We start from the raw sequence: 24991 nt of genomic DNA, 5'->3' as shown, positions 1-24991 counted from the left end.
AGATATTTAATAAGCTTTGTGGTTAGGAAAGAAAAACGAGATTCTGCTAGGGTCTCGTTTTTTACTTTAGTACCATTTCCAAATCTTTATACCTCTATCATACTCCCCCGTTATCACAGACGATTTTGCCACAATAAAAACTCTCGGTTGACTTGACAAACTCATCTTCTAGGTAATTACTGCTCTGCTGGAAAACCAAACACTCAAGCAAGCACGTTGTTTTTCGTAAACAAACCAATAAAAACACGGACATTGAGCCAACATCAAAATGATATTGTGATTAAGTTATTGTGAAATAAAAATATAAATGACTGATTGTCAATTGCATTTAAAACAACAAAATCAACCTTGTTAAAATTTAACACATACAGATAATTGGTTTTATATAAGTTTGAGCATCCTTCATAAAGAAGGAAAATTAGCTCAGGAATATAATCAAAATACAACCAAAATGAAAAAATCTTATGTACTAGCTCTTGCATTTGTAACTGCATTGAGCGCCTGCAACAGCCAAGAAGAAGTGATGCCTGTAAACACGGCGAAAAAAACTGAAACTAACCTTCGAACAAGCACTAATGTTGAGTTTGACGAAGTAGAGGTAAAAGTTCAGGCAGTAGATGATAATGGCAACATTGTATACAATGACTATGGTTACCAGTTTGAGCCTGTAGCTTATAATGTAACCACAGGTCAATACATTTACGCTGATCCTTTACCCGGACAGCAGTATGGTGGCGACACTTTTGTTTTAGAACCAGGTACTTACCGTTTCGATTCACAAGACGGTTATTTCTCTGGAACATCGTCTAAAACAGTTGAAATTACAGGAGACAAAGAGCAAGTACTTGTACAATTAAATTATTGGTCTGAGTAACAGTTAAAAAATCCTCCAAAGTTTTTAATACTTTGCACAAAGCCTAATTCATTGATTTGAATTGGGCTTTGTATGTTGGGTGGGTGTTGTATGGTGCAAATCTGATTTATTGCTATGTTGGGTTGATGAGTTATGTAGCAATGTTTGGAGCGATCGAACAAAAAATAATATATTGCCTGATAAATATCATAGAATCATCCAGAATATATCACGTATTTTGGCATAGTTATTTAATAGCTGATTAACATTCTTTATAACTATCACCCAATGAAGATACTTGTACCTTACGATTTTTCCGAACAATCGCAAAATGCTTTAGAAGTAGCTTTTTCTTTGGCAAATCAAAGCGCCAAAAAAAATGATGTAAGCATTGTATTGTTTCATGTCATAGAACCATTGATGGCAGAAGGCAGCATACACCCTGATTTTAGGGTGGATTACTCTCAGGTAGAACACTTTAATCGAATGGTAAAAGCTACCAAGGCTGAGCTTGAAAACATAGCTGGTAGTGCACAATATGCAGGAATAGAGATAGATGTATTGGTGGAAACCGGGAATTTTTTGCAACAAGCCAAGCACCACGCCACTAAAGAGAATGATGTACGATTGATTGTGGCTGGTACTTCGGGCGCTTCAGGTCTGGAAGAAGTGCTGACTGGCTCGAACACTGAAAAACTAGTGCGTCACATGACTTGTCCAGTGCTTGCCATCCCTCAAAAGGTAGAAAACTTTGAGGTGAAGTCGGTACTATTTGCTACTAACCTTGAAGAAGAGCAGTTTATTGCCCTTAACCGTTTGCAACAATTACAGGTATTTTGGGGAAATCATATCCACTTGTTGTATATAAATACACCCAATAATTTTCTTACAAGTAAAGAACTTGAAAAAAGAAAAGAAGAGTTTGTGTATAAATCAAGGTTAAAAAACTACACATTTCACACCTACTCAGATAAAAATGAGGAGATAGGAGTATTGAATGCGTCTAAGGAAATAGATGCAGATGTAATAGTAATTCCCACCAACCAACGTAAAGGTTTGTGGCACTTCTTTATGGGTAGCATTGCAGAAGGTGTAGTTAATCATTCAGAAAAACCTGTGCTTACGGTAAACCTGAAACTGGGCTATATATAGGAAAATACCAACATAATAATGTCATTTTATTTACTCACAATAGATAACACATCACTCCTGTTTTTTTGAGCAATTCATTTACTCACAAACTGCGGCAAGCACCGCAGTTTTCTTTTGTTAGGTAGGCTCATTATTCCTTCGGTGAACAGCATTTTGCTCAAAAATCACTGTTTTCTACATAATTTTGGGGTTCGCTATCAATTTCACGTAAGTTTTTGAAGTCAAAGATATGTGCTTTAGTATTTTGGACGTTTTTTTGAAAGATATTACATCACTTTGGGTAGTTTTGTATTCAAATTCACAGCTAAAGACAATTGTCAACTATCAGGTTAAAGTAAGGAACAGGAGATATGTGTTATAAAAAAATTTTAGGATGTACATTGATTTTATTATATGTAAGTTTCTCTCAACTTAACGCACAACGTATATTTAAGCGCTTTACAGAGAGCTACATGACGGCTGGTGTACAACTGGGGTCAATGCATTATTTTGGCGACCTCAACCCTACCAGCAACTATGTGTCTACTGAGTTTAGCCTTACCCGCCCTAGCCTTACCCTTAGTCTTTCACGCAAGTTTAGCGACCACTTTCACTTGCGTGCCGACCTTACCTATGGGCAAATAAGGGGAGATGATTTTAAAGCAGCAAACCCTGATCACCCTCGACATAAGTTTCGTTATGCCAGAAATCTACATTTTCGGAATAACATTTTAGAGTTTGCTTTAATAGGCGTATACGATATTTTCCCCAGTAAAGGAAGGTTCAATCAACGCCGAATATTTACTCCTTATATATTAGCTGGTGCTGCGGTGTTTCATCATAGCCCTCAGGCCAAAACTCCGGTAGAACAAAGTAACTCTTGGGTAGACTTGCAGCCTTTAGGTACCGAAGGACAACAGTCGGGTAAGCCAGGGTATGCCAAGCCCTATTCACTTATCCAGCCAGCCGCAATTGGCGGCATAGGGGCACGTTGGAACATCACTCCTTTTTCATCACTATCGTTTGAGCTCGCCCTGCGGTACACCTTTTTTGACCACCTGGATGATGTAAGTGGACTATACCCTGATATGGGTGACTTGCAAACAGACTTGGTAAGAACTATGGCCACGCGTGGGTTAGAAACTCAAGCAGCTGTTTCAGGACAAACCCGCGCTCCAAATTTTCACCCAACAATTGACGTTACAGGCAGCGATGGAAATACCTATAGTGTATTGGCAGGGTACGGTGAACGCCGCGATAAACGTGGGGAAGCAAGTTTTAATGACCTCTATCTCATTGCAGGCTTTCGTTTTGAGGTGATTATCAATAAATCAAACCATCGCCCCAAGTTTCGCCGTAGAAGATTTGGTTACTAATTGGCCTCTATTTGTTCTTTAAATATCTTTATAAACGCTTCATCAAGCCAACCACAGGTTAGACAGTTGGTTTAAACACAATTAATTTTGCTATCTTTCACCAGCACCCAATACACTAAGAACCTATTTTAAAAACACCAAAGTTATGAAAGCATTTATTCTAAGCCTTGTGCTGGCTTCTAGTATTATTTTACCCTCCTTTGGGCAATTGAGCTCCGAACGACAAAAAATATTGAATCGCTACCTACAATTTAATTACCAAGTGTCAAAAGAAGCCAAAACCATGCTCAGGTGCTTATCGTCTCATTACCGAAAAGTGCAGCGTTACAAACGAATGCAGCGTGTATACTATAATATTAGACCCTCTTTTTGCGACAAAAAGATTACCTTCTTATTAAAGGACAAATACAACAAGGCATTGCGTGGAGGTATTGCAGGGCTCAATGCTGAGGCCAAGGCTGTTTATCGCATTTTTGATAAATTTGCTGCCCTTGAGAGTGATCTCAAACAATACTATGTTTCTAAGTCTTATCAGAAAGACAAGTTTGCTCATAATGATGAAGTAATCGCTGCCTATGAAAAACTGTTTGCGCAATTGCAGACACAAAGCCAACGCTTGCAAAACCAAGTACTGCGTATGGGTAAGCAGGCATACAAAGCTTCAGACCCTCACCATAGGGTAGAGCGAAAAATGCGGGAGTTATTGAGAGCAGAAGATCGTTTTCAACAAAAAATAGCCTTTAGTTTAGAAACTATTTCACCTCAGGCAAATGTAAATGAAGCGTTACTGAAAGAGAGTGTACAAGCACTTGAAAAGCACTTGAAAGCGTTGCCTACCATTAATGAAGCTCCTATACGTGGTTTTGCTATTATGTCTTATACCAGTTTTTTACGAGCTGCCAACAGTTTACTGGAAAGTCGCCGAAAGCTTTGGGACCAAAGCACTATAACTTACAAAAACTCTCGCTACCGAATTAGCTACTACTCAAGTCGTTATTCAGTATATAATTACTTTAAGCAGTATGTAGACAACTGTCGTCGCAATCAGCTATATTTTTTGTACCATAGCCAGGTAGCTCCCCGATTTAGTACTCACGCCTTGCCTGCAGCCAAAAATGGCAATATGCCCCCTAAAACCAATACCTTTCAAAAAAAACCAGTACCTCCGTTATCGCTGCAGTCACATAACCAACCCATTAGTTTAAAAGTATTAAGTGCTTTGAATAATTACGTAGAGTGTATCAACCACTCTATTAACCGAAATAACCGCTTGGTAAGTACCATTGTGCGGCATGACAAGACAATAAAACGCATAGAAAGACAAGAAAAAGAACAGGCTGACAATAAAAACTTGCCTATAGACCCTCGTACCAAACGTCCCCGAAAAAAATATATTTATTACCCTAGTTACTTTACCCGTAATTACTACTACCCCAAGTCATTGTTTTACAAAGTACAGCAAGGCAGTCAAAAGCTACCCCAGGCTTACCAGTTGGTGCTCAATGCCCAAATGCAAAACATTCAAAATATTTTGGAAGAAATGGTAGGTTTAGGGTATCATTTAAACGAATACTTAAAAAAACGAGGATATCAAACAGACCAGTTTGCCAAGTCTAAACAAATTCTCAAGCGTTATCAATACCTGTTTGACATATTTGATGAACAAAGAAATGGGCTACAAGCCAATATTCAACAAATAAAGAATGCTTATCCAACCAATAAAAATGCTTTGCCTCCAAGCCGCGCCCAACAAATGCTAAGTAAAGCCTTAAACTTGGGCGAACCAGTCATGCTTGCAGCTAAAGACTTTATGCAGAAAAAATCTCAGGCATTGCTCAAGCAAAACATGGCTACACCACTTACCAGTGAGTTTGCCCACGTAAAAATAGATTATTCCCGTAAAAATCGACTGCTTAAGCGTAACTGGCGTAGTGTTAAGTCTTTTGTACAGGCCACTGAGTCTATAGCTCAAGCACAAGGCAAATACCGGGTATCGGCACAAACTATTCAAGGGCTTTACTACAAGTACAATACACTGATTAAAAAATTTAATCAATCGATAAAGTTTGTAGTACAACCTACCCTTAAAAAAATGCTATACCCTAAAGTTTTATCTTTCGAAAAGGTGGGTTATACTCCCTGTGACTGCGGAGATGCCAGTGAGGTGGTAAACATGAACAGTATGCAAGGGTTTGCCCATAACAACCTTATGTTGTTATTAGATGTGTCGGGGTCAATGAAAAACGAGTTGCCTATGCTCAAGAACGCTCTGAAGTACCTTGTAAATATTATGCGCCCTGAAGACAAGGTGTCTGTAGTAGTGTTTGGTTCAGAAGCTAAGTTAATGCTACGCCCTACCTCTGCCAAATACAAAGCCCACATTATGCAAGCAATAGATACACTGAAGTCTAGTGGGCGTACCAATGGCGAAGCGGGACTCAGGCTGGCGTACCAATGGATACAAAACAACTATAAAAGTAACAATAACAACCGTATTATTTTAGCGTCTGATGGAGAGTTTAGTATCAGCCAGGGTTTGTATCAAATGATTGAACAAAAGGGTGTAGAAAACATCGCCTTGTCGGTGTTTAGTTTTGCCGACCAGCTCAAGGCTTATAAAAAGTTAAAAAAGCTGGTATCGCTGGGCAAAGGCAACCTTGAAGCAGTAGCACAAGGCAACATTACCTACAAAATGGTGCGTGAGGCTCAAAGCAAACGTTTGCCGGGTAAACGCATTAGAAAAAGTACTACTACCAGCGCCAAGAAACCTTGTGACTGTGATTCACATAAAATAAAACAACTGCCCCCACCCAAAATTGTCATAAAAACAGATACCAGTTATCAGGGAGTAAACATGACCAGTATGAAAGGCTTTGCCCACAATAACCTGATGTTATTGTTAGACGTGTCGGGGTCTATGGCGAGCAAAGAAAAGCTCCCCTTGTTAAAAGAGTCTTTTAAATACCTTATTAGTATTATGCGTCCTCAAGACGACGTGTCTATTGTGATCTATGCCGGAGATGCTGCCATTGTGCTGAAGCCTACCTCGGCAAGCAACCAAGAGCAAATCAATGCGGTGATAGATAAGCTAAGATCAAGAGGAAAAACCAATGTAAAGGCAGGTTTCAAGTTGGCGTACAAATGGATGAGTAAAAACTTCAAGGAAGGGGGAAACAATCGGATTATTCTTGCCACCGATGGAGAGTTTCCAATAAGTAAATACATTTATAAACTGGTAGAAAAACGGGCAGCAAAGGGAATTAATCTATCTGTGTTTAGCTTTGGCAGTATGACCAAAAAATTTGAAACTCTTGAAAAGTTGGTAGCCAAAGGCAAGGGCAACTACGAACAGGTAAATGCCCGTAATGTGAAGTATAAATTGGTGAAAGAAGCACAAAGTAAGCGGGTAGAATAGCGTCGATTGCTTGATAGCAAAAAAGGCTGGTGCTTGAGTTCAAGCATCAGCCTTTTTTGTTTGATCATACAATAGTTGCTTTACGCAAAATGTAGTGTTTTACCCTTGCTGCATTGTTACAATGCGTTGTGGTAGTGGTGCTTCGTAACCAGCCTTGCCCAAGGCTTCTACTATTCGTTGGCGAGTGTCCCAGTGTACATCCCAGTAACCCTCTACCGTAGAAAAAGGCAATGCTACCAATTCTACCGCACTCTCTCCCAAATTATTTACTCCTACTCGTGGGGCAGGTTCGTTCAACACATTGGGGTCTTTTTGCATTACCTCCATAACTATCTTTTTGGCTGCCTCTACATCGGCACCATAACGAATAGCAAATAACATGTCTACTCGTAGGTTGCCAATGGTAGAGTAATTGGTGATTTTTCCAGAAGTAATGGCTCCATTTGGAATGATTTCGGTTTTGTTCTGAAAAGTTTCCAGTTCAGTTACAAACACAGATATTTCTTTGACAAAGCCCAAGGTTCCATTGGTTTCTACCAAATCGCCTACTTTGAAGGGGCGAAAGATCAATAGCATGACACCAGACGCCAAGTGCCCTAATGAACCATTAAATGCTGCACCAATGGCTATACCTACACCTGCTATCAAGGCAGCAAACGAGGCAGTAGGAATGCCTACAATACCTGCAATAGAGATAAACAATAATGCTTTAAGGGAAAAACCCAACAGAGTAAGCAAAAATGGACGAAGTGTCTTATCAATTTTACTGGCGTCGAATACGCGGGATACCGCTTTGAGTACCATGCGAATAATCCAGAGCCCAATAATGAGGGCGGCAAATCCACCAATAAGCTTTAACCCCCAATCGCCCACTCCAATAGAGATGGAGTTGAAAAAGTTTTGAAGAGCTTGTTTAAATTCTGACATAAATTTTGGGTATTTTGTAATTGTTTAGATTTAGATGATTGATTTTACGTGACTTAGCCCTTAAGTAAATCAATGTATTGGATTAAGTAGCTCAAATCGTCGACAAAATACTGGTTTTGAGTGATTTTCAGCAATGAGGCTTGAAAATTTTCTATGTTTACTCTTTGGTCATACGCATTCTCTCAACAACAACCCATTTGGTTAACCACAAACATTTAATGAGGTGTACTTGTAACTAATGGTTTGGTTGTTACTATTTATCCCCAGACCTTAGTGCCCTCAGTACAGTTTTTACACATTTCTATTTGACTGCGTGACTTGATGAGGGTTTGCCTGAATTGCTGGTACTTTTTGCCTTGCCACAACTCTTTGAAACTTTGTTTCTGAACATCACCTAGCCTATAGTGAGCATCTTTGTCAAAACAGCATGGCACTACCAGTCCATCCCAGGTAATTACACAAGAGTGCCACATTTTCCAGCAGTGGTTTATTAGTTTATTTTTTATTTTATAGGTGCCATCGCCTTGTAGCTGATAGCGTGAGTATTTGTCAATGGTAGGTATCAGGGGCGAACCTTGAGCATAGTCATAAATCTGCGCTGTTTTGAGTCCCACTTTGTCTACCCCAATCTCTTTGGCAAGTTGTTTTACTTCGGCTATTTGGTGTTGGTTGGGTTTTACTACCAAAAACTGAAAAACCACATGGGGTGTCTTTGACTTGAGCTGCTTTTTCCAACGTATCAGGTTACGGGTACCTTCCAATACTTTATCGAGCTTGCCGCCTATACGATACGACTGGTAGGTCTCTTGTGTAGTACCATCAATTGAGATAATGAGGCGATCTAACCCTGATTCGATCGTTTTGCGGGCATTTTTATCGTTGAGATAGTGAGCATTGGTAGACGTAGCCGTGTAAATACCCTTGCTTGAGGCGTATTGAACCAAGTCTAAAAACTGGGGATGAAGATAAGGTTCTCCTTGAAAATAGAAAGTAAGGTAAAGCAAGGTTTTTTGTAATTCATCAATGGTTTGCTTGAATACATCTTCTTGCAGCATACCAGTAGGGCGGGTAAAGTTGCGTAAACCACTGGGGCATTCCGGACAACGTAAGTTGCACGAGGTAGTGGGCTCAAAGGCAATACTGATGGGCAACCCAGTATGGCGGGGCTTTTTAGTAAGTTTAGAAAGATAAAAACTACTTACTACTTTAGCAGCGTTCCAGGCACGGGGCAGGGTAAGTTTAGAAACTAAGTTAAAACTATCGTTGAGGTTGCTAATCATTAGTGTATACAATGAGGTAAAATAGGGTAGCTACTCAGCCACCCTCTTCAACAATAAAATTACTCGAAATAGTGTTAACTCCCCAATGGAATAAGCGATGTAACCACAAATTTAAGGTAAAAATAGCCTGAGGCATTTACCATAGGTACATCATCTATAGGTTGACTGGTATTAAAATTTTCGCTCCATTGGTTGTTAAAAGGCAGGGCATAACCAGTTCTAAGTCCTACACGCACATCTAGCCTGGGGCTGCGCCCAAACAAACCCTTGAATCCAGTACACTTGTCTACCCCTACACCAAGCGACGTTTTTACTGGAAAGGTATATAGTAAACTATAAGGGAAAATGGTAGGATTGGGCTGGATAGCCCTTAGCTCAAGTATTGAAATATGCGCAGCAGCAGTGAAAAAAAACTCCAGGCTCTTCTTTTTCAATACCAAGTATTGGTAGTTGCCTCCAAAGTTGTATTGACTCAGGTAAAAGTTATCCCCGTTATGCGCACGATGACCATAACCCCCCAAGCCAAACAGGTGCTTACGATACACCAGCGAAAAAGTAAATCCAACGTGCAGATCTACAGGAGCAAACGTGCGGTAACCTTCAGTCTGTAGCTTTTGATTAATTGCTTGTACCCCCAACGTATGTACACCTACCTGCAGTTGGGTTCCGATTTTCCAGTCGGGTGGTTTAGCCTTAAAAAATCTTCGGCTACTATCGAGGTTTATCTGAGCATAGCTTTGCCCAACCAGGCACAAGAAAAAAAAGCAAAGAAGAGTTCTGTAGTAATGTTGTGTCATATAATCTGGGTAAAGTGAATAGGTGTATTGATTTAGAGAAGTTTACGGGAATCAATACCAGGGGTTAGACTTTGGGGAAAGTATTATTGAAAGTAAAACAAAAAGCCCTGACAGTGTGCCAGGGCTTTTGTGATCAAATTATTTTAATCGTGTAGTAACATTACTAAAACTGGAACAAAACTCCTGTATTATACACGGGTGCTTTCAGCATGTTTTGTCCTGATACAATGGCTCCAACACTGGCGTTGAAGGTAAGTTTTTGGGTAATAGCAAAAGCAAGTTTAGGAGTAATGGTAACATAACGTACATTGTTAGAAAAAATATTTTCAGGAGTGGCAGAGGCTGTCCCATTATTGAGCGAATGTACCATGTTTGCTTGCACCATTGCCAAAAACCGGTTGTATGCCCAGGCTATCCCAGCATTGGCACGTATTTCATCCGAAAAACTATTGGTACGGTTGTTAAAACCCACCCCACCAGTGACATAAAAAGAGGAGATTGCATAGCCTATATCAAGACCAATGATTTGGTTAAACTCGCCGTCACCCGTTTGTAATAACTGAGATTCTCCGCCTTGAGTTGTACCTGTGGGTACACCTAATAACAAACTGCCGCTTAATACAAACGACTTGCGATTGATCAGTCCATATTTTACACCCACAGTCATGTCGCCAATTGTATTTACCTGGTCGCCAGCTTGTACTCTCTGACTACTCCGAAAACGCACTGCATTGCGGGTAGCCCTTACAAACAAAGGAGCCTGTAGGCTTACTTCCAGGTTACTGCCCAAACCCAACCTGCCACTTAGCTCTGTAGAATAAAACCCAGCCGTGGTCATGTCTTGCACTGAGCCTTCAGCTTCATAAAACTGTTGGGCATAAATGGCTGTTTGGCTCAACTGTACATACCCATGCCATTTAGGGGCTATCCAAACATCATTGAGTAAAGGGCTAACAGTATTGGTCGCTCGTGACTCAGAAGTGGTTTGTGCCTGAGCACCTACAGCGATACCCAGAGTTAATAAAAATAATAAATATATCTTGTTCATGAGTAGTTTACTATAGAATGGATAAACAACAATTTATTTGAGCTCAGCCGCGCCAAAAGTCACACTGAAAGGCTTGCAATACACCAACACATATTTATATTGGTCAAGAGCTACTCCAGAAACCTGATAAGTATCGCTTCCAGAGGTTTTGCGAAGTGGTGCCACTTCTAACCCTCCGGTAGTACTATTGCTTAGATATACATGTAAGCCTGGACCTGCCGACGAAGAAAAATTACTGGCTAACACAATCTCCAATGCATTATTGGCAGTCGTTTTTAGTGTTACCCTACCCGATACATTGTAGTTGCCAAGCCCGCTAAACTCGCCATTGAGTTCACTCCCTGTACCTATAGTCAGTTCAAAGTTTTGGCTGTTAACACCATTAGTGGTGGCAGTAATCATTACAGAACCATTCGTCACTCCCGTCACTACACCGCTGGCGTCTACAGTGGCAATGGAGGGATTGTTACTACTCCAGGTATAATTGGCTACTATAAGGTTTTCACCATTGATATTTTGAGCAGTGGCGGTCAACTGTAATGTATTACCTACAGCTACATTGTTGGCTGGTGCAGTAACATTTACCATCGCTACAGCAGTCAGACTGTTCACCACAGTAATAATCAATTCATTACTGGTTACTCCGTCTTTTACTGCAGTTATTTTAGTTTGCCCCTCCCCTTTCGCAGTTACTGTTCCACTGGCATCAATGGTAGCTACTTCAGAGTTAGTATTTGTCCAGGCCACTTCACCTTCAAATTTATCATCAAAAGGATTTTGCAATATAGCGGTCACCTGACTGGTTTGGTTGGCGAGTAAAGCAGTTTTACTGGCGGTAATCTCGATAGACTTGATGCTGTCTTCTTTTACGTCTTCGCCTACACAACCAGGCAAAAAAAGCGTACTAACAAAAAGCAGCAACCAATTGTAAAGGGTTAGTTTTTGAGTCATTGTTTATCAATAGTTTTATGTTTTATATAAAAATAGCGAATTACAATGACGTAAAGTGTCAGACAGGTTACATTTTAGAAAAAAAGTTGAGGAACTAAAAGAGGTTGGATAAGTTATGCACTAATTGGCATCTATAGTTAGCCTATGTTTATTACATTGGACACACCGAAACAAGTACCCTTGAATATCTCCTTGCTTTGTTAATAAGCCTTGTAATTCCGTCTGAGATATATTCCACCTGTTTTGAATGTCAATTAAATCCGGCATTAACTCTTCCTGAAGGTGAGCAATTTCTTTCCAATCTACATAATCAATGATTGCACAAGGTTCGTTACAGTGGCTGAGCCAAACTTCTTGCTGCCAACCATGGTACCCTGGTGTTTTTTCCAATAGCTCATCTATTACGCTGTTGGCATAATTAATAGCATGAGGAACAGACGGATCAGGCGATATTCCTTCTACTGCTAAATAGTCTTGAAAGGTACCTTCAAATTTGTGGGCTGCGCTTCCATCTTTAATGCACCAAGGGCAAAGGCCTCTGACTTGTGCTGTGGTATAAAAAGGTCCAGTATAAACATAGGTTCGTTCTTGTTGACATACAGGGCAATGGGTTATCTGTTTTTTGATTACCCCCAGCTTTACTGGGTCGGGGTTATATTTGAAAACGGGCAAATCACACATGTTTTTAAAAAATTTAAGAAAGAAGCAAACAACACTTATAATTGATAGACATAAGTGAAACGTACCACCTCAAGCAGTGATACGTTTTTGTATAGTTTGTTTCATTTCGTATTATTCATTTGCAAAAGTGTGGGAAAGATATGTAATGCTTGAGGTAAGTGTGTCTTTCTTTTGCAAAAAAAAGTAGTCTGTGCTTAATTCATCGCTTTGCCTTCATCAATGCCGGAATCACATAATCAGGCATAATCTCATCGCGGTATTTGAGCCACAAACGTCCTTCCCCATAATTGCCTGCATTAATTACTGTTACCAAGTCAAGTTTTGGCACCACAAAAATGAGTTGCCCACCATTGCCTGAAGCATAAAAGCAGCGAAATTTTTCACCCTCTACTTCAAAACGATGAACCCACCAGTTGTACCCATAGTTTTTATAACTAGCGTTGTGCATGGTAGCTCTGCCCTGGGTAGCTTGTTGTACCCACTTTTCCGAAATAATTCGTTTGCCTTTCCACACCCCCTTATTGGCAAACAATTGCCCAAACTTGGCAAGGTCACGAGGACGCATATGAATGCCTCCCCCCAAATACCCATTGCCCATAGGAGTCATATTCATGGTGTATTTTTTAATGCCCAGTGGGTCAAACAAGTACGTTTGTAAAAACTCATAACTTGGTTTACGCGACACGTTCGACACTATTTGTCCCAGCAAATTTACCCCTCCTGTACAGTACATTGCTTTTTTGCCTGGTTCATGTTTCATAGGCAAATCAAGTGTAAACTTTACCCAGTCGGGTTGGGCAGTTTGCTCTTGCATGCGGTCTTCGTGCCCTGGCGAGTCATAGTTGTCGTCGTTGCAGGCAAACCCCGATGACATAGACATGAGGTCACGGATTCGAATACGCTTTTTGCGATCGTCTACATGTTTGATCGAACCCTTATACTCAGGAAAAAACTTAAGAATCTTCTCATCTACATTATTCAATATGCCTTGGTCAAGTGCCAAGCCTACCATAGTAGAAGCCAAACTTTTGCCTGCCGACCGGGTGTCGTGATATTGGTTGCGGTGGTGCCCGTAAAAATATTCTTCTAACAAGAGCTTATTATTTTGCACAATGAGTATACTATGTAGGTGAAAGTATTTTCGGGTCAATATCTTTTCCAGGAGCACCTTGATTTTGCCCATATCTGCCCCTTGTTTTTCCAACGAAGCAGTTTGCCACCCATCATTCAATTGGGGAGGAGTTTGATAGGTATAAGTTTTTTGTCCCATACGAGGATGCACCAATATTTCCTTTTTAGTATCTATTTTGTGTAACACCCTTCCTGTCATCCCATGCACTTGAAATTTGACATGCAGCGTTTTACTATCTTTTGCCAGCATTCCCTTAAATATAGGCCTTGTCGTGTCTCTGCCATAAATGAGTACTTGCCTTTGTTTTTGTACAATCTCACGTATTCGTATAAAAATGCCTTGATTTCGTTCGGGGTTATGAATAAACCCATTGAAATTCCCCCCTTTTTTAGGGCGAATGACTAAGTAAAAGGTCAATCGTTTAAACTGAACTTCACGCATTCCTTCCCATCCCCTATTTTTTGGGTATAGCTCTACCGGGGCTACATAGCCATATTGCCGCCAAAAACCTTTGATTATTTTTTGTTGAGGGTTTTGCGCATCTCTGGCAAACTCACCATCAAACTTTGCTTTTTTCCAACGAATGGTAAACTGCCCATTGCGATATTTTATTGGAATATTTTTCGTACCTAACTGGGCTTTCCAGTTTTTCCCTTTAGGGTAAACACGTAATTTTTTCACCAACTCTCTGGGTTCTTTGAGTACCACCTTCCATACGCCTTTTGCACTGGGTACAGTAGAAGGCGTAGTTTGTGCCTGGCAAGCCAAAGCGGATAAAATAAGGAATGTAATGACTTGAATTGTTTTCATGAATATATGGTTTATGTATAAAATCAATACTCCGCAGTGATTTTAGCCAAATTTGACTACTGATTAACTTCGTTGAGCTCACAAGTTCGGTTTACAAGGCTTAACAAGGTAAACATTTACTCGAATCAGCTATGGACTACGGACTAAATACTATGGACTATTGTAATATAGTAAGCCGTTTTTAGCGAATACGATTGCTGTAGTACAAACGAATACCCAGCATGAACATCAGATTTACCACCAACAACACCAATAATACAGGTAGTTGTTGGGTTTGTTGTTGCCAATAAGCCCTGATTGCCAAACTTGCCCATAGCACAGTGAGTATTCCACAAAAAAACAATGATAATTTTTGCATTATGTACTTACGTTTAGAGTATGTTTAAAGCGTGTCTTCAGAATTAAAAATGATGGATTTTTTGTGCTGACGAAGTATATTTTAGAAGGAATAGCCAAAGCTATTGCTGAAAACCGATAGCTGCAGCTTTGCTGCGCTGAGCTCTGCCAACGGCTAAAATCACTAAAGTCAGCGCGTAAAAGCTGCCTTTTTAGTCCAGATTATAACCGAGCGTAAGCGAGTTTCTAAATTCTCCGAATCAAGTTCGGAGTTGTAAACCGAACTTGATTCGGAGCTCTGTTTCACCATTGACAATAAACAAGAAAACTAATTTTTAAACATACTCTTACTCAAAAATAAGCTGTCATCCCTCACAAACGAAAGCATCTGTGACCAATGGCTATATAACTGGACAAACTGCTGTACATATTCTGCCACAATCTGCTAAATTGACTTTTGTATATTCTTATATTAGACAATGTTTAAAACACAGCTCAAAAGCAGCATCTGGGCGCTGCTATCCTTTTCGTTGATATTGGTAGGGCTTACAATATGGTCACTTACTTCTGCACAAAACTTTTATGTATTTGACCTCCTATACGGCCAAGATGTGACCCTGATAAAACGCCTGGAACTCAAGAACATTAATGAAGTATCACCTTGGCAACAAAAAATTGACTTTCACAAAAAAAGTGGCACATACCTACTAAGGGGAGAAGTAGACTTAGCCAATGCTTCTGACAGACACTTGGGCATGTTAGTGGTTTTGCAAGCTTCTTATAAACTCTATTGGGACGGGCAACTCATTGACAACAATGGCATTGTAGGCAATAGCAAAGCCAGCGAAGTCCCCGGAAAAATGAATAACACGGTGATTATTCCTCGTGCTTTGACTACTCAAGGCAAACATAAGGTATTGTTTCAACTGTCAAACTACCACCGCTCATCTACCAACAGTTTTCGTTTGTTATTGGTGGGCACTTATGATCAACTCACTCAACGTCCGCTTATTTTTACCGCTGTCTTATACATCTTAGCAGGCAGTTTTTTTACCATTGCTATTTATTACCTGCTGCTTTACCTCATTGCCTATCGGCAAGCGTCTTTACTGGTGTTTGGCGTGTTGAGCCTGTGCTTTTGTTTATTAACCTTGTTTGAACACAGCAAACCAATTTACCAATATCCTTACCCGTGGCACCTTACCCGCTTAATAATTATCACCACCTTAAGTTATGCCATTAGCTACCTCATTGTTTTATTTTTCCTCTTGCGTTTTCAACCACCCCGACAACCCCTTATTTTACTAGTGCTTACCTTGCTGCTGGTCATTATGAACTTGCTCGACTTCAATCCTGAAGGTGTTTTTTATATGTACATATCGGCACTGTTCATTGCTTTGCTCATTATTATAAGGGCTATGTGGCAAAAGCAAAAGGGAAGCTTAGAAGCCTTTAGTGGCATCCTTGCGTGTTTTATTAGCCTCAATTACTACGATTTAACCTTGTTTCTGGGCTTTTTTGGGTTGGTTGTTTTTATGTTAATTTCCTTGAGTATTCAGCTCAAGGCTCAACAACAAACCGAAAGAAATGCTTTGCTGCGATCGAGTAGATTAGAAATAGAACTGCTTAAAAAACAGTTACAACCTCATTTTCTGATGAACACCCTTACTTCTGTCATTGGTTGGATAGAAGCCGAACCTGCCACCAGTGTAAAACTGATAGAAGCTCTGGCAGATGAGCTGAAAATTTTGCTTCAAATCTCCTCACAAAAACTCATTACTTTATCGCAAGAGATTGCTTTATGCGAAGCACATATTGCTGTCATGCGTTACCGCAAAAATACGGTGTATACACTGGATGTACAGTGTGAAAAAGATGATGTAATGATTCCCCCTGCTATTTTTCATACCCTGCTCGAAAACGGTATCACCCATAGCGACGCTCAGGCAGGAGGATTGGTTTTTATGCTTAAGCAACAGTTACACGCCCAAGGTGTTACTTATGTATTTACCTCCAAACATCGTCAAAGTACAAACGAAGCCACCACTAAAGGTACAAATGGCACCGGGCACCGTTATATCAAAGCCAGGTTAGATGAAAGTTTTCCGGGGCGATGGGAATTTTATTCAGAAAATACCTCAAGCGGTTGGCAAGACATCATTCACCTAAAAAAATAGCCAGACAAATGAAAATAGTAATCGTAGAAGATGAGTTTCCTATCTTACAGTTAATCAAAAAACACCTCAAAGACATTCTAGCTGGGCAAATTACTCAAATGAATGAGTTTTCATCGCTGGAAATGGCACAAGAATACCTCAAAACAAATGTGGTTGATTTATTACTACTTGACCTAAACCTGAATGGTAAAAACGGATTTGATTTACTGACCCACTTGATGGCAGAATCGTTTCATACCATTGTTATTTCGGCCTATCAGGAGCGTGCCATAGAAGCCTTCGAATATGGGGTACTTGATTTTGTGCCTAAGCCATTTAATCGTGATAGATTGCAAAAAGCCTTGAACCGCTTACGGTTGACGTCAGTAAATAATTTAAAATTTTTAGCCATCAAACACAATGGGCGTATCCGCTTGGTACCTATAGAGGAGGTAATCTATGTACAAGGGGCAGGCAATTACTCGGAGGTATTTCTTAAAAATGGAGAAAAAGTATTGCACGACAAGGCATTGGACAAATTACATCATTTATTGCCCCCAAACTTTGAGCGTATCCATAAGTCATACCTTGCTCAAATGAATGAAGCCAAAGATATTTGTATTTATCAAGGAAGCAAGTATGAGTTGATCCTGAAAAATGGTACCAGCTTGCCCATTGGTAGAACTAAATATAAGTATTTAAAAGAAAAATGGGTTTAACTTTTTGCCGTCAAAGTAGTTAAAAATGGTGTCTCCATGGTTAAAAATATTTTTTAGCCTGAACAATGGAATTCATACTCTCACATTGGTTTTGCATTTACCCTTATAGCTTGTGTATATTTGCAAAACTTTAATAGCACCTCAACAGATACTTATGAAGATCAGGGATTTTGTAGACCACTATACTAAAGACAGCCTCACTCAAATGCTCGCCCAATACCTCAGCTCCAGCACCCCCGAACGTGTTCAGGTCAAGGGGCTGGTAGGAAGCCTGGACTCAGTAATGGCAAGTGCCACCTATAAAATTCATACTGAGGCAAACCAACGTATCAATCATATTTTGGTACTGCATGACCGGGACGAAGCCTTATATTTTTATAATGACTTGCAAAACCTACTGGGTAAAAAAAATATTTGGTTTTTTCCTTCTTCTTACAAACGCCCTTACAAATTTATGGAGGTCGAAAACGCCAATATATTGGAACGTGCCGAGGTGCTCAACCGCATCAACCAACAAATAAGCAACCCTCAGGTAGTAAGTATTGATGCTGGCAAAGCCAATGAAGAAAACCTCACCAATCATGAGGGGTTTATGATAGTAACTTACCCCAGCGCTTTAGTCGAAAAAGTAATCAATAAACGATCTTTGCTGGAAAATACATTTACTGCCGAAGTAGGCGAAAAGGTTGACATTGAGTTTCTTGCCGAAATACTGCATACTTACGACTTTGATAAAACCGATTTTGTATACGAAGCCGGGCAGTTTTCTATCCGGGGGGGGATTGTCGATATTTTTTCTTACTCCAACGACTACCCTTACCGCCTTGAGTTTTTTGACGATGAGCTGGAAAGCATTCGCTTGTTTGACCCTGAGAGCCAACTTTCTATAGAGCAGGTAAACCAAATCGCCATTATTCCCAATGTACAAACCAAATTGGTGCAAGAAGTTCGTGAGTCATTTCTCAACTTTGTGCCTAACAATACCAAGGTATGGCTCAAAGACTATGATGCTACAATGGATGTTATCCGGAAGAGTTTCACGAAAGTGGCAAACAATTTTAAAGAGATTCTGGAAAAAAGCGGCAATACTCAAGTCATCAACGACCCTGACGTGCTGTTTGAAACGCAGGCCTCTTTCGAGGAAAAGCTACTGGAGTTTACCACAGTTGAATTTGGTAAGCGGTTCCACTTTAAGTCAGACAAACGCCTGGAGCAAGAAGCAAAGCCTCAACCTTCGTTTAACAAAGACTTTGCGCTCCTTATTGACGACCTCAAAGAGCGGCAAAGTCAAGGCTATGCCAACTTTATTGCTGCCGACTCGCTGCGCCAGGTAGAACGTCTTCACGTAATATTTGATGAACTTGACCCTCACGTAAATTTTGAGGCTCTAGGGGTTTCGTTACGTGAAGGTTTTGTGGATCATGCCAACCGTTTTGTGTGTTATACTGATCACCAGATTTTTGAGCGTTTTCATAGGTATAGGGCAGGCAAACGTCACTCCAAGTCAAAGGCGCTTACCATGAAGGCACTTAAGGCACTTAACCCTGGTGACTATGTGACCCACGTAGACTATGGAGTAGGCAGGTTTGCCGGGCTTGAAAAGGTAGAAGCCAATGGCAAAGTACAAGAGGCGGTTCGCCTGGTATACCGCGACGATGACCTACTGTACGTGAGCATTCACTCATTGCATAAAATCAGTAAATATTCTGGCAAAGATTCTGCCCCTCCAAAAGTACACAAGTTAGGTTCGCCTGAATGGGAAACCAAGAAGAAACGGGTGAAAAAACGGGTACTCGACATTGCCGAAGATTTGATAGAACTATACGCCAAACGTAAATCTGCCCCAGGTTTTGCTTTTAGTCAAGACAGCTTCCTTCAGGCAGAGCTGGAGTCGTCTTTTATATATGAAGATACCCCCGACCAGGCAAAAGCCACTGCTGATGTAAAGGCTGACATGGAGCAAAGTAGTCCTATGGATCGTTTGATTTGTGGTGATGTTGGTTTTGGCAAAACCGAGGTAGCCATTCGAGCAGCGTTTAAGGCAGTGTATGATGGCAAACAGGTGGCAATATTGGTACCTACTACCATTCTCGCCCTACAACATTACAAAACCTTTAAAAACCGACTAGAAAAATTTCCCTGTAATATAGAGTATATCAATCGTTTTAAAACGAGCAAGCAAATCAAAGCCACCCTGAAAGAAGTAAACGAAGGTAAAGTAGATATCTTGATTGGGACTCATCGTATTGTAAATAAAGATGTCCAATTTAAAGACCTTGGGTTGTTGGTAATAGATGAAGAACAAAAGTTTGGGGTAAAAACCAAAGAACGCCTCAAAGAAATGAGAGTAAATGTAGATGTGCTTACGCTTACGGCTACACCTATTCCCCGTACCTTGCATTTTTCATTAATGGGAGCCCGCGACTTGTCTATTATTCAAACCCCACCACTCAATCGCCAACCAGTGACTACCGAACAACACACCTTTAACGATGAAGTTATTCGCGATGCCATCAGCTTTGAGCTACGCCGAGGTGGACAGGTATTTTTTGTACATAACAGAGTCAAAGATATTATATCAATAGCTAATAATGTACTTAAGCTAGTACCTGATGCCCACGTGGGGGTTGCTCATGGGCAAATGGAGGGACCTAAGCTAGAGAAAATTATGATGAAGTTCATCGAGGGCGAATACGATGTATTAATTTCTACCAATATCATAGAAGCCGGACTGGATGTGCCCAATGCTAACACCATTATTATAGACATGGCGCATACTTTTGGGCTTGCCGACTTGCACCAAATGCGGGGCAGAGTAGGGCGTTCTAACCGTAAAGCCTATTGTTATTTGCTTGCGCCTGCATCTACTTTACTCAATGTAGAGTCGCGTAGAAGATTGTCGGCTTTGGAGGAGTTCTCTGACTTGGGCGATGGTTTTAAGATTGCTATGCGTGACTTGGATATCAGAGGTGCAGGTAACTTGTTGGGTGCCGAGCAAAGTGGTTTTATTAGTGACCTGGGGTTTGAAATGTACCACAAAGTATTGGATGAAGCAATTCAAGAATTGAAAGAGACCAAATTTAGGGAGTTGTTTGAAAGCGAACTTGCTATCAAGGAAATCAAAACGGACTGTGTAATAGAAACAGATTTGGCCATTTTAATTCCCGAAAACTATGTTACAAACATTACTGAAAGGCTTAGTTTGTATACTACCCTTGATAATATTAAAGAAGCAGAAGAACTCAATAAGTTTAAAATCTCGGTTCAGGACAGGTTTGGCAACCCACCATCAGAGGTAAGCGATTTGATAGAAACTGTCAAGCTAAGGTGGGAAGCAGAACGTTTGGGAATGACCAAACTTACACTTAAAAACGGGGCAATGAAAGGCTATTTTAACTCTGAAAATGACGACTATTTTAAGTCTGATACCTTTGGTAAAATCATCCAGTATTTGCAGCAAAACCCTCAAAAAACACGCTTAAAGGAACATAAGCAAAAACCAATTATTATATTTGCCGAGGTAAATTCAATTCAGCAAGCGATCTCTATACTATCCTCTATAAAATAGCGTTGATAAGGGGAGTAAAAAACAAAAAATACAAAAACTTTCCCCAAAGGATATACGTTGAATTTGGCATAATAAGTGTACTTTTGTATTTATACGCTTTAAATTTTCTATCAATAAATTTAAGTTTAAACAGGTTATGAATAATAAAATGCAGCTCTTTAAGCAATTTTGTCTGTTTACAGTTTGCTCTACGATGCTGACCTCTTGTTTTTTGTTTAACCGGGAACCTAAAGGCTTACAAAACAGTAAGAACGTTCACCGGAAGAACCAAAAGAGTATGGTAACGGGAGTAAAGTATAACGTAGAAGCAGGTGAAAAAGGCTCTGAGTATAGCTTCAAAGTATCAGAGTACGAGGGACAACCCGATGCTCCTAATATGGTGTTTATTGAAGGAGGGCGCTTCACCCTCGGTTCTTCTGAAGAAGATATTATGTTTTCTCACGATAACGTAGAAAGAACCGCCAGTATTCAGTCTTTCTTTATGGACCAAACCGAGGTGGCCAATATCCACTGGTTAGAATATATGGCATATTATGAAAACCCAGACAACTCATCTCGGCTCCCTCCCGGTTTTACTGACCTAAAAACATACAGAGATCAGGTTTTGCTTCCTGATACTACTGTTTGGGCAAGTGAACTCGCCTATAACGACTCTTACGTAGCCAACTACCTACGTTATCCTGGTTTCCGTTTCTTTCCTGTAGTAGGAATTTCCTGGGTACAGGCACAAGACTTTTGTCGCTGGCGTACAATGGTTGTAAACGAGAACCTGGCATTAGAAGCAGAAAAGTCTGGTAAAATCGAATCTGTACCTGACTTTGCCAATGGCGAAAAATTACCTTTGGAGTCTGGTGTAGTTGTACCTGATTTCCGTTTACCAACTGAAGCTGAGTGGGAATACGCTGCTAAAGCTTTAATTGGTACTCAATATAATGACGAAAACCAATCTAACGGACGTATTTATCCTTGGGATGGTCACTCTGTAAGAAACCCTTACGATACTAAGAAGTACCCAATGGGTTATATGCTTGCCAACTTTAAGCGTGGTCGTGGTGACTATGCTGGTATTGCTGGTAAACTAAATGATGGTGCTTTGATCACTGAATATGTATTTGCTTACCCTCCTAACGACTACGGTTTGTATAATATGGCAGGTAACGTAAGTGAGTGGGTAGAGGATGTGTATCGTCCAAACTCTTTCCGTGATGTGGATGACTTGAACCCTGTTCGTCGTCAAAGACTTGATAGCACTAAGCTTAATCCTGATACCACTAAGAGTGTATACAGCGATGATAAAAAGCCTTATAACCCTGCCAACTCACAAGGAAACACAACTTTGAACTCATTAGTAAATGATGATGTTCGTGTATACAAAGGAGCTTCTTGGAAAGATGTGGCTTACTGGTGTTCTCCTGGTACTCGTCGTTTCTTAGATAAAAATGGTCGTACTGCTGCTATCGGTTTCCGTTGCGCAATGATTATGGCTGGTGAAAGAGATGGAGAGACTCGTAGAAAAAATAAATAATATTACTGAATATACTTTTGTTAAAAAAAGGGTAGTCAATTTGATTGACTACCCTTTTTTTTATTAGAACAACCTCAATAAGTAATAGCAAATTAGAACTATACGAAGTTTTAAAAGCCTTTGATATACAGGGATTTATATTTAAATCAAGGTATTAATTGTAGGGGCCACCCTTGCTGTAATGTAATGGAAGTTCCCGATTTATCGGAATGGTCGCCCTAGCAAAGAGCAAACATGAGCGTATACGCCGCCTTTTAAAAGTGAAAACAACTTTGTTTTAGTTCGCTTTAACCTTGCAAAACACTTATTATCAGGTGATTACAAGACTTCGTACACTCCTAATAGCAAATCTTGAATACCAATGCATATAGGTGCAATTAGCTATAATTGGACTTAGTACTTACTTTATATTATTTACCCGTTTACTCTTCTTGTCACTCAAGCTCCTCATAAACACCACCAATGCGGCTTGTTCTGCCTCTGTAAGGTTCAACCTATCAGGTGGTAATGTTTGTAAAGGTTGGTTGATACCGATGCCAGCCCCTCCCCCTCGGTTATAAAAATCTACTACTGACTCTAGCGTAGGGTATGCCCCATTGTGCATATAAGGGGCTGTTTGGGCTACATTGCGCACGGTAGGCGTCTTAAAGAAAAACTTACGTTCGTTTACCTTAAATAAGTGGTACCTGCCCAAATCGGGGTCTATAGTGGCATTGGCAGTATCAGGCTTTTGGGGCACAGCCAGCATTTCCAACTCGGTTTCACGGAAATTTGGTGGTATGGTGCCATTAAAGGTGGGAGGAAAATGACAAGTCGCACACTTTGCTTTACCCATAAACAAATTAAAACCCTTGATTTCTTCCTCAGTCAAGGTTTGCTCTTGTTGGTTCAGGTTGCGGTCAAACCTAGAGTTAAACGGTGCCAGACTTCTTATATAACTGGCAATGGCATGGCGAATGTTAAGATCGTTTACGCCACGCTTATACAGTTTTTCAAACGTTGTTTTATAGTCTACAGTGCGGTTAATGAATGCTTTTATGCTTGCCAGATCGGTATGAAATTCTTTGGTGTTTTTTACCACCGAAACGATTTGACCTTCTAAGCTACCTGCCCGCCCATCATAAAAAAACTTTTGTTGCAAAGCGGCATACAATAATGTAGGACTATTTCGAGTTTGCCCGGTGGGGGTAACCAAGCCATCACTAAAACCTTTTTTTGCCTGGTGGCAACTGGCACAGCTCATTGTCTTATCTGCCGACAGGTTTACATCGTTGAACAAGCGTTTGCCCAAGGCTACTTTGTCGGCAGAATGTACCCCTAGTTTGGGATCAGAGAAATACGCAAGATTAAAAGTTTTGTCTGAAAACAAAGAAGTAGCTGCATGATTAAGCGCCAGCGTAAAAGGAAACTGCACTTGCCAGGCATCTACGGTTTTTACCCATAGCTTAAGTTGAGGATGGGTATGCTGTTGAATAAAAGCATAACGGTCAAACTGGTTAAAGTCTCCTTTGAGGGCAGCTACACTTTGGTCAATGGCCTGCCTCCATTGTTTGAATAAAGTGTTGTCTTTAAACTCAGGTCGGAATATTTGCAAATAGTCCTGGAGACGTTGGTATATCCAGGCGCTTTCGCTGAGCGATTGCTCTAGTACAGGTGAGTCAAACCCGGTAACACCAGTGAGTGCTACTCTGGCAATGGCATCACGCAGGAGCCATAAAAAATGATAGGGTTTATGAGAAGTAAAACGGGTGTTTTTTCTGATAAGTTTGAGACGGTTACGGGTAAGCGCTGCATTTTTTTTGATGGCCGCTTTGTCCAGGCTATCAGTAAATATTTGTTCTTCTAATACCTGAAAACCTGCCGGTTTTTTCACCTTTATGTCGGTGGCATCTTCTTCTACTACCTTGAGTATATTGGGTTGATTCAAAAACTTATAATTTTCTATTTCCATAAAAGCCAGTACAGGCTCAGCGTATTTAAAATATTGACGGGCTTTTAGGTAATATTTTTCCAGGGCTTTTCTGGAATTGGCTTGTTCCAGGCTATCAAGCCATTCAATACACTGACTAATGTCTTGAGTGTATACTTGTTGAACCTTCGCAAAGTAATCGGTTTTGTGAACAGTATTGGATGGGTCTTTGGCAGCACAGCCAATCAACCAGCCTCCTATGGTAAGGGCGAGAGTGAACCTGAAAAGCAGTTTCATAAAATTCATTTAAAAAAACAGAGAAACAATCAATAAACAAGAGCAAGCTCCCAACAAGCTTGCTCTGTTTGTGTTGAGGT

17 protein-coding genes are annotated in these 24991 nt (G+C 40.4%); 8 read left to right on the top strand and 9 right to left on the bottom strand.

The window, feature by feature from the left end; all coding sequences use genetic code 11:
* The first annotated feature begins 451 nt into the window (after positions 1 to 451).
* The 4 genes from Q0954_RS19165 (at position 452) to Q0954_RS19150 (ending at position 6775) form a co-directional block, all read left to right on the top strand.
* The gene (locus tag Q0954_RS19165; protein ID WP_299459208.1) at positions 452 to 874 is read left to right on the top strand and encodes a hypothetical protein; all 423 of its coding nucleotides are present in this window, start codon (positions 452 to 454) and stop codon (positions 872 to 874) included.
* Between the two features lie 267 nt (positions 875 to 1141).
* A complete protein-coding gene (locus Q0954_RS19160; RefSeq protein WP_299459207.1) occupies positions 1142 to 2005 on the top strand; it encodes a universal stress protein in 864 nt (287 codons plus the stop codon).
* Positions 2006 to 2385: 380 nt separating this feature from the next.
* Positions 2386 to 3360 carry a DUF6089 family protein gene (locus tag Q0954_RS19155; protein WP_299459206.1) on the top strand — a complete coding sequence of 325 codons (975 nt, stop codon included), beginning with the start codon at positions 2386 to 2388 and terminating at the stop codon, positions 3358 to 3360.
* A gap of 145 nt (positions 3361 to 3505) precedes the next feature.
* Positions 3506 to 6775: a VWA domain-containing protein gene (locus Q0954_RS19150; protein ID WP_299459205.1), complete on the top strand. Its 3270-nt coding sequence runs from the start codon at positions 3506 to 3508 to the stop codon at positions 6773 to 6775.
* A gap of 99 nt (positions 6776 to 6874) precedes the next feature.
* On the opposite strand, the gene Q0954_RS19145 is transcribed toward Q0954_RS19150, so the two are convergent.
* From Q0954_RS19145 to Q0954_RS19110, 8 genes are all read right to left on the bottom strand, one after another.
* A complete protein-coding gene (locus tag Q0954_RS19145) occupies positions 6875 to 7702 on the bottom strand; it encodes a mechanosensitive ion channel domain-containing protein (protein ID WP_299459204.1) in 828 nt (275 codons plus the stop codon).
* A 257-nt stretch (positions 7703 to 7959) separates the two neighbouring features.
* Positions 7960 to 8982 carry an SPASM domain-containing protein gene (locus tag Q0954_RS19140; RefSeq protein ID WP_299459203.1) on the bottom strand — a complete coding sequence of 341 codons (1023 nt, stop codon included), beginning with the start codon at positions 8980 to 8982 and terminating at the stop codon, positions 7960 to 7962.
* Positions 8983 to 9056: 74 nt separating this feature from the next.
* Complete coding sequence (locus Q0954_RS19135) at positions 9057 to 9779, bottom strand: hypothetical protein (RefSeq protein WP_299459202.1); 723 nt, start codon at positions 9777 to 9779, stop codon at positions 9057 to 9059.
* Positions 9780 to 9942: 163 nt separating this feature from the next.
* Positions 9943 to 10827 (bottom strand): transporter, encoded by an 885-nt coding sequence (locus Q0954_RS19130; RefSeq protein ID WP_299459201.1) that lies wholly within the window; start codon positions 10825 to 10827, stop codon positions 9943 to 9945.
* A gap of 33 nt (positions 10828 to 10860) precedes the next feature.
* Complete coding sequence (locus Q0954_RS19125) at positions 10861 to 11778, bottom strand: DM13 domain-containing protein (RefSeq protein WP_299459200.1); 918 nt, start codon at positions 11776 to 11778, stop codon at positions 10861 to 10863.
* Positions 11779 to 11898: 120 nt separating this feature from the next.
* The gene (locus Q0954_RS19120; RefSeq protein ID WP_299459199.1) at positions 11899 to 12459 is read right to left on the bottom strand and encodes a CbrC family protein; all 561 of its coding nucleotides are present in this window, start codon (positions 12457 to 12459) and stop codon (positions 11899 to 11901) included.
* 199 nt (positions 12460 to 12658) lie between these two features.
* On the bottom strand, positions 12659 to 14401 hold the full coding sequence (locus tag Q0954_RS19115) for a serine hydrolase (RefSeq protein WP_299459198.1): 1743 nt from the start codon (positions 14399 to 14401) through the stop codon (positions 12659 to 12661).
* A 181-nt stretch (positions 14402 to 14582) separates the two neighbouring features.
* On the bottom strand, positions 14583 to 14759 hold the full coding sequence (locus Q0954_RS19110) for a hypothetical protein (RefSeq protein ID WP_299459197.1): 177 nt from the start codon (positions 14757 to 14759) through the stop codon (positions 14583 to 14585).
* A 457-nt stretch (positions 14760 to 15216) separates the two neighbouring features.
* Here Q0954_RS19110 and Q0954_RS19105 point away from each other — a divergent pair, with 457 nt between their 5' ends.
* From Q0954_RS19105 to gldJ, 4 genes are all read left to right on the top strand, one after another.
* The gene (locus tag Q0954_RS19105; protein WP_299459196.1) at positions 15217 to 16914 is read left to right on the top strand and encodes a histidine kinase; all 1698 of its coding nucleotides are present in this window, start codon (positions 15217 to 15219) and stop codon (positions 16912 to 16914) included.
* A gap of 8 nt (positions 16915 to 16922) precedes the next feature.
* Entirely contained in the window at positions 16923 to 17612 is a 690-nt protein-coding gene (locus Q0954_RS19100) for a LytTR family DNA-binding domain-containing protein (RefSeq protein ID WP_299459195.1), read from the top strand.
* Positions 17613 to 17766: 154 nt separating this feature from the next.
* Positions 17767 to 21180 carry a transcription-repair coupling factor gene (gene mfd / locus Q0954_RS19095; RefSeq protein WP_299459194.1) on the top strand — a complete coding sequence of 1138 codons (3414 nt, stop codon included), beginning with the start codon at positions 17767 to 17769 and terminating at the stop codon, positions 21178 to 21180.
* 136 nt (positions 21181 to 21316) lie between these two features.
* Positions 21317 to 22705, top strand: a complete 1389-nt coding sequence (gldJ, locus tag Q0954_RS19090) for a gliding motility lipoprotein GldJ (protein ID WP_366916751.1) — start codon at positions 21317 to 21319, stop codon at positions 22703 to 22705.
* A gap of 400 nt (positions 22706 to 23105) precedes the next feature.
* On the opposite strand, the gene Q0954_RS19085 is transcribed toward gldJ, so the two are convergent.
* Positions 23106 to 24911, bottom strand: coding sequence for a cytochrome c peroxidase (locus Q0954_RS19085; protein ID WP_299459193.1), 1806 nt, complete (start codon positions 24909 to 24911; stop codon positions 23106 to 23108).
* Positions 24912 to 24991 lie beyond the last annotated feature (80 nt).

The organism is uncultured Microscilla sp. (genome assembly GCF_947493425.1).
Lineage (GTDB): Bacteria > Bacteroidota > Bacteroidia > Cytophagales > Microscillaceae > Microscilla.
The sequence above is the reverse complement of the archived record's forward strand: the minus strand, read 5'-3'. Positions and strand labels throughout refer to the sequence as shown.

Excerpts from the sequence above, each read along its gene's own strand:
- Q0954_RS19165 (WP_299459208.1), top strand. The coding sequence starts at position 452 with ATGAAAAAATCTTATGTACTAGCTCTTGCATTTGTAACTGCATTGAGC.
- Q0954_RS19160 (WP_299459207.1), top strand. The coding sequence starts at position 1,142 with ATGAAGATACTTGTACCTTACGATTTTTCCGAACAATCGCAAAATGCT.
- Q0954_RS19150 (WP_299459205.1), top strand. The coding sequence starts at position 3,506 with ATGAAAGCATTTATTCTAAGCCTTGTGCTGGCTTCTAGTATTATTTTA.
- Q0954_RS19145 (WP_299459204.1), bottom strand. The coding sequence starts at position 7,702 with ATGTCAGAATTTAAACAAGCTCTTCAAAACTTTTTCAACTCCATCTCT.
- Q0954_RS19140 (WP_299459203.1), bottom strand. The coding sequence starts at position 8,982 with ATGATTAGCAACCTCAACGATAGTTTTAACTTAGTTTCTAAACTTACC.
- Q0954_RS19135 (WP_299459202.1), bottom strand. The coding sequence starts at position 9,779 with ATGACACAACATTACTACAGAACTCTTCTTTGCTTTTTTTTCTTGTGC.
- Q0954_RS19130 (WP_299459201.1), bottom strand. The coding sequence starts at position 10,827 with ATGAACAAGATATATTTATTATTTTTATTAACTCTGGGTATCGCTGTA.
- Q0954_RS19125 (WP_299459200.1), bottom strand. The coding sequence starts at position 11,778 with ATGACTCAAAAACTAACCCTTTACAATTGGTTGCTGCTTTTTGTTAGT.
- Q0954_RS19120 (WP_299459199.1), bottom strand. The coding sequence starts at position 12,459 with ATGTGTGATTTGCCCGTTTTCAAATATAACCCCGACCCAGTAAAGCTG.
- Q0954_RS19115 (WP_299459198.1), bottom strand. The coding sequence starts at position 14,401 with ATGAAAACAATTCAAGTCATTACATTCCTTATTTTATCCGCTTTGGCT.
- Q0954_RS19110 (WP_299459197.1), bottom strand. The coding sequence starts at position 14,759 with ATGCAAAAATTATCATTGTTTTTTTGTGGAATACTCACTGTGCTATGG.
- Q0954_RS19105 (WP_299459196.1), top strand. The coding sequence starts at position 15,217 with ATGTTTAAAACACAGCTCAAAAGCAGCATCTGGGCGCTGCTATCCTTT.
- Q0954_RS19100 (WP_299459195.1), top strand. The coding sequence starts at position 16,923 with ATGAAAATAGTAATCGTAGAAGATGAGTTTCCTATCTTACAGTTAATC.
- mfd (WP_299459194.1), top strand. The coding sequence starts at position 17,767 with ATGAAGATCAGGGATTTTGTAGACCACTATACTAAAGACAGCCTCACT.
- gldJ (WP_366916751.1), top strand. The coding sequence starts at position 21,317 with ATGAATAATAAAATGCAGCTCTTTAAGCAATTTTGTCTGTTTACAGTT.
- Q0954_RS19085 (WP_299459193.1), bottom strand. The coding sequence starts at position 24,911 with ATGAAACTGCTTTTCAGGTTCACTCTCGCCCTTACCATAGGAGGCTGG.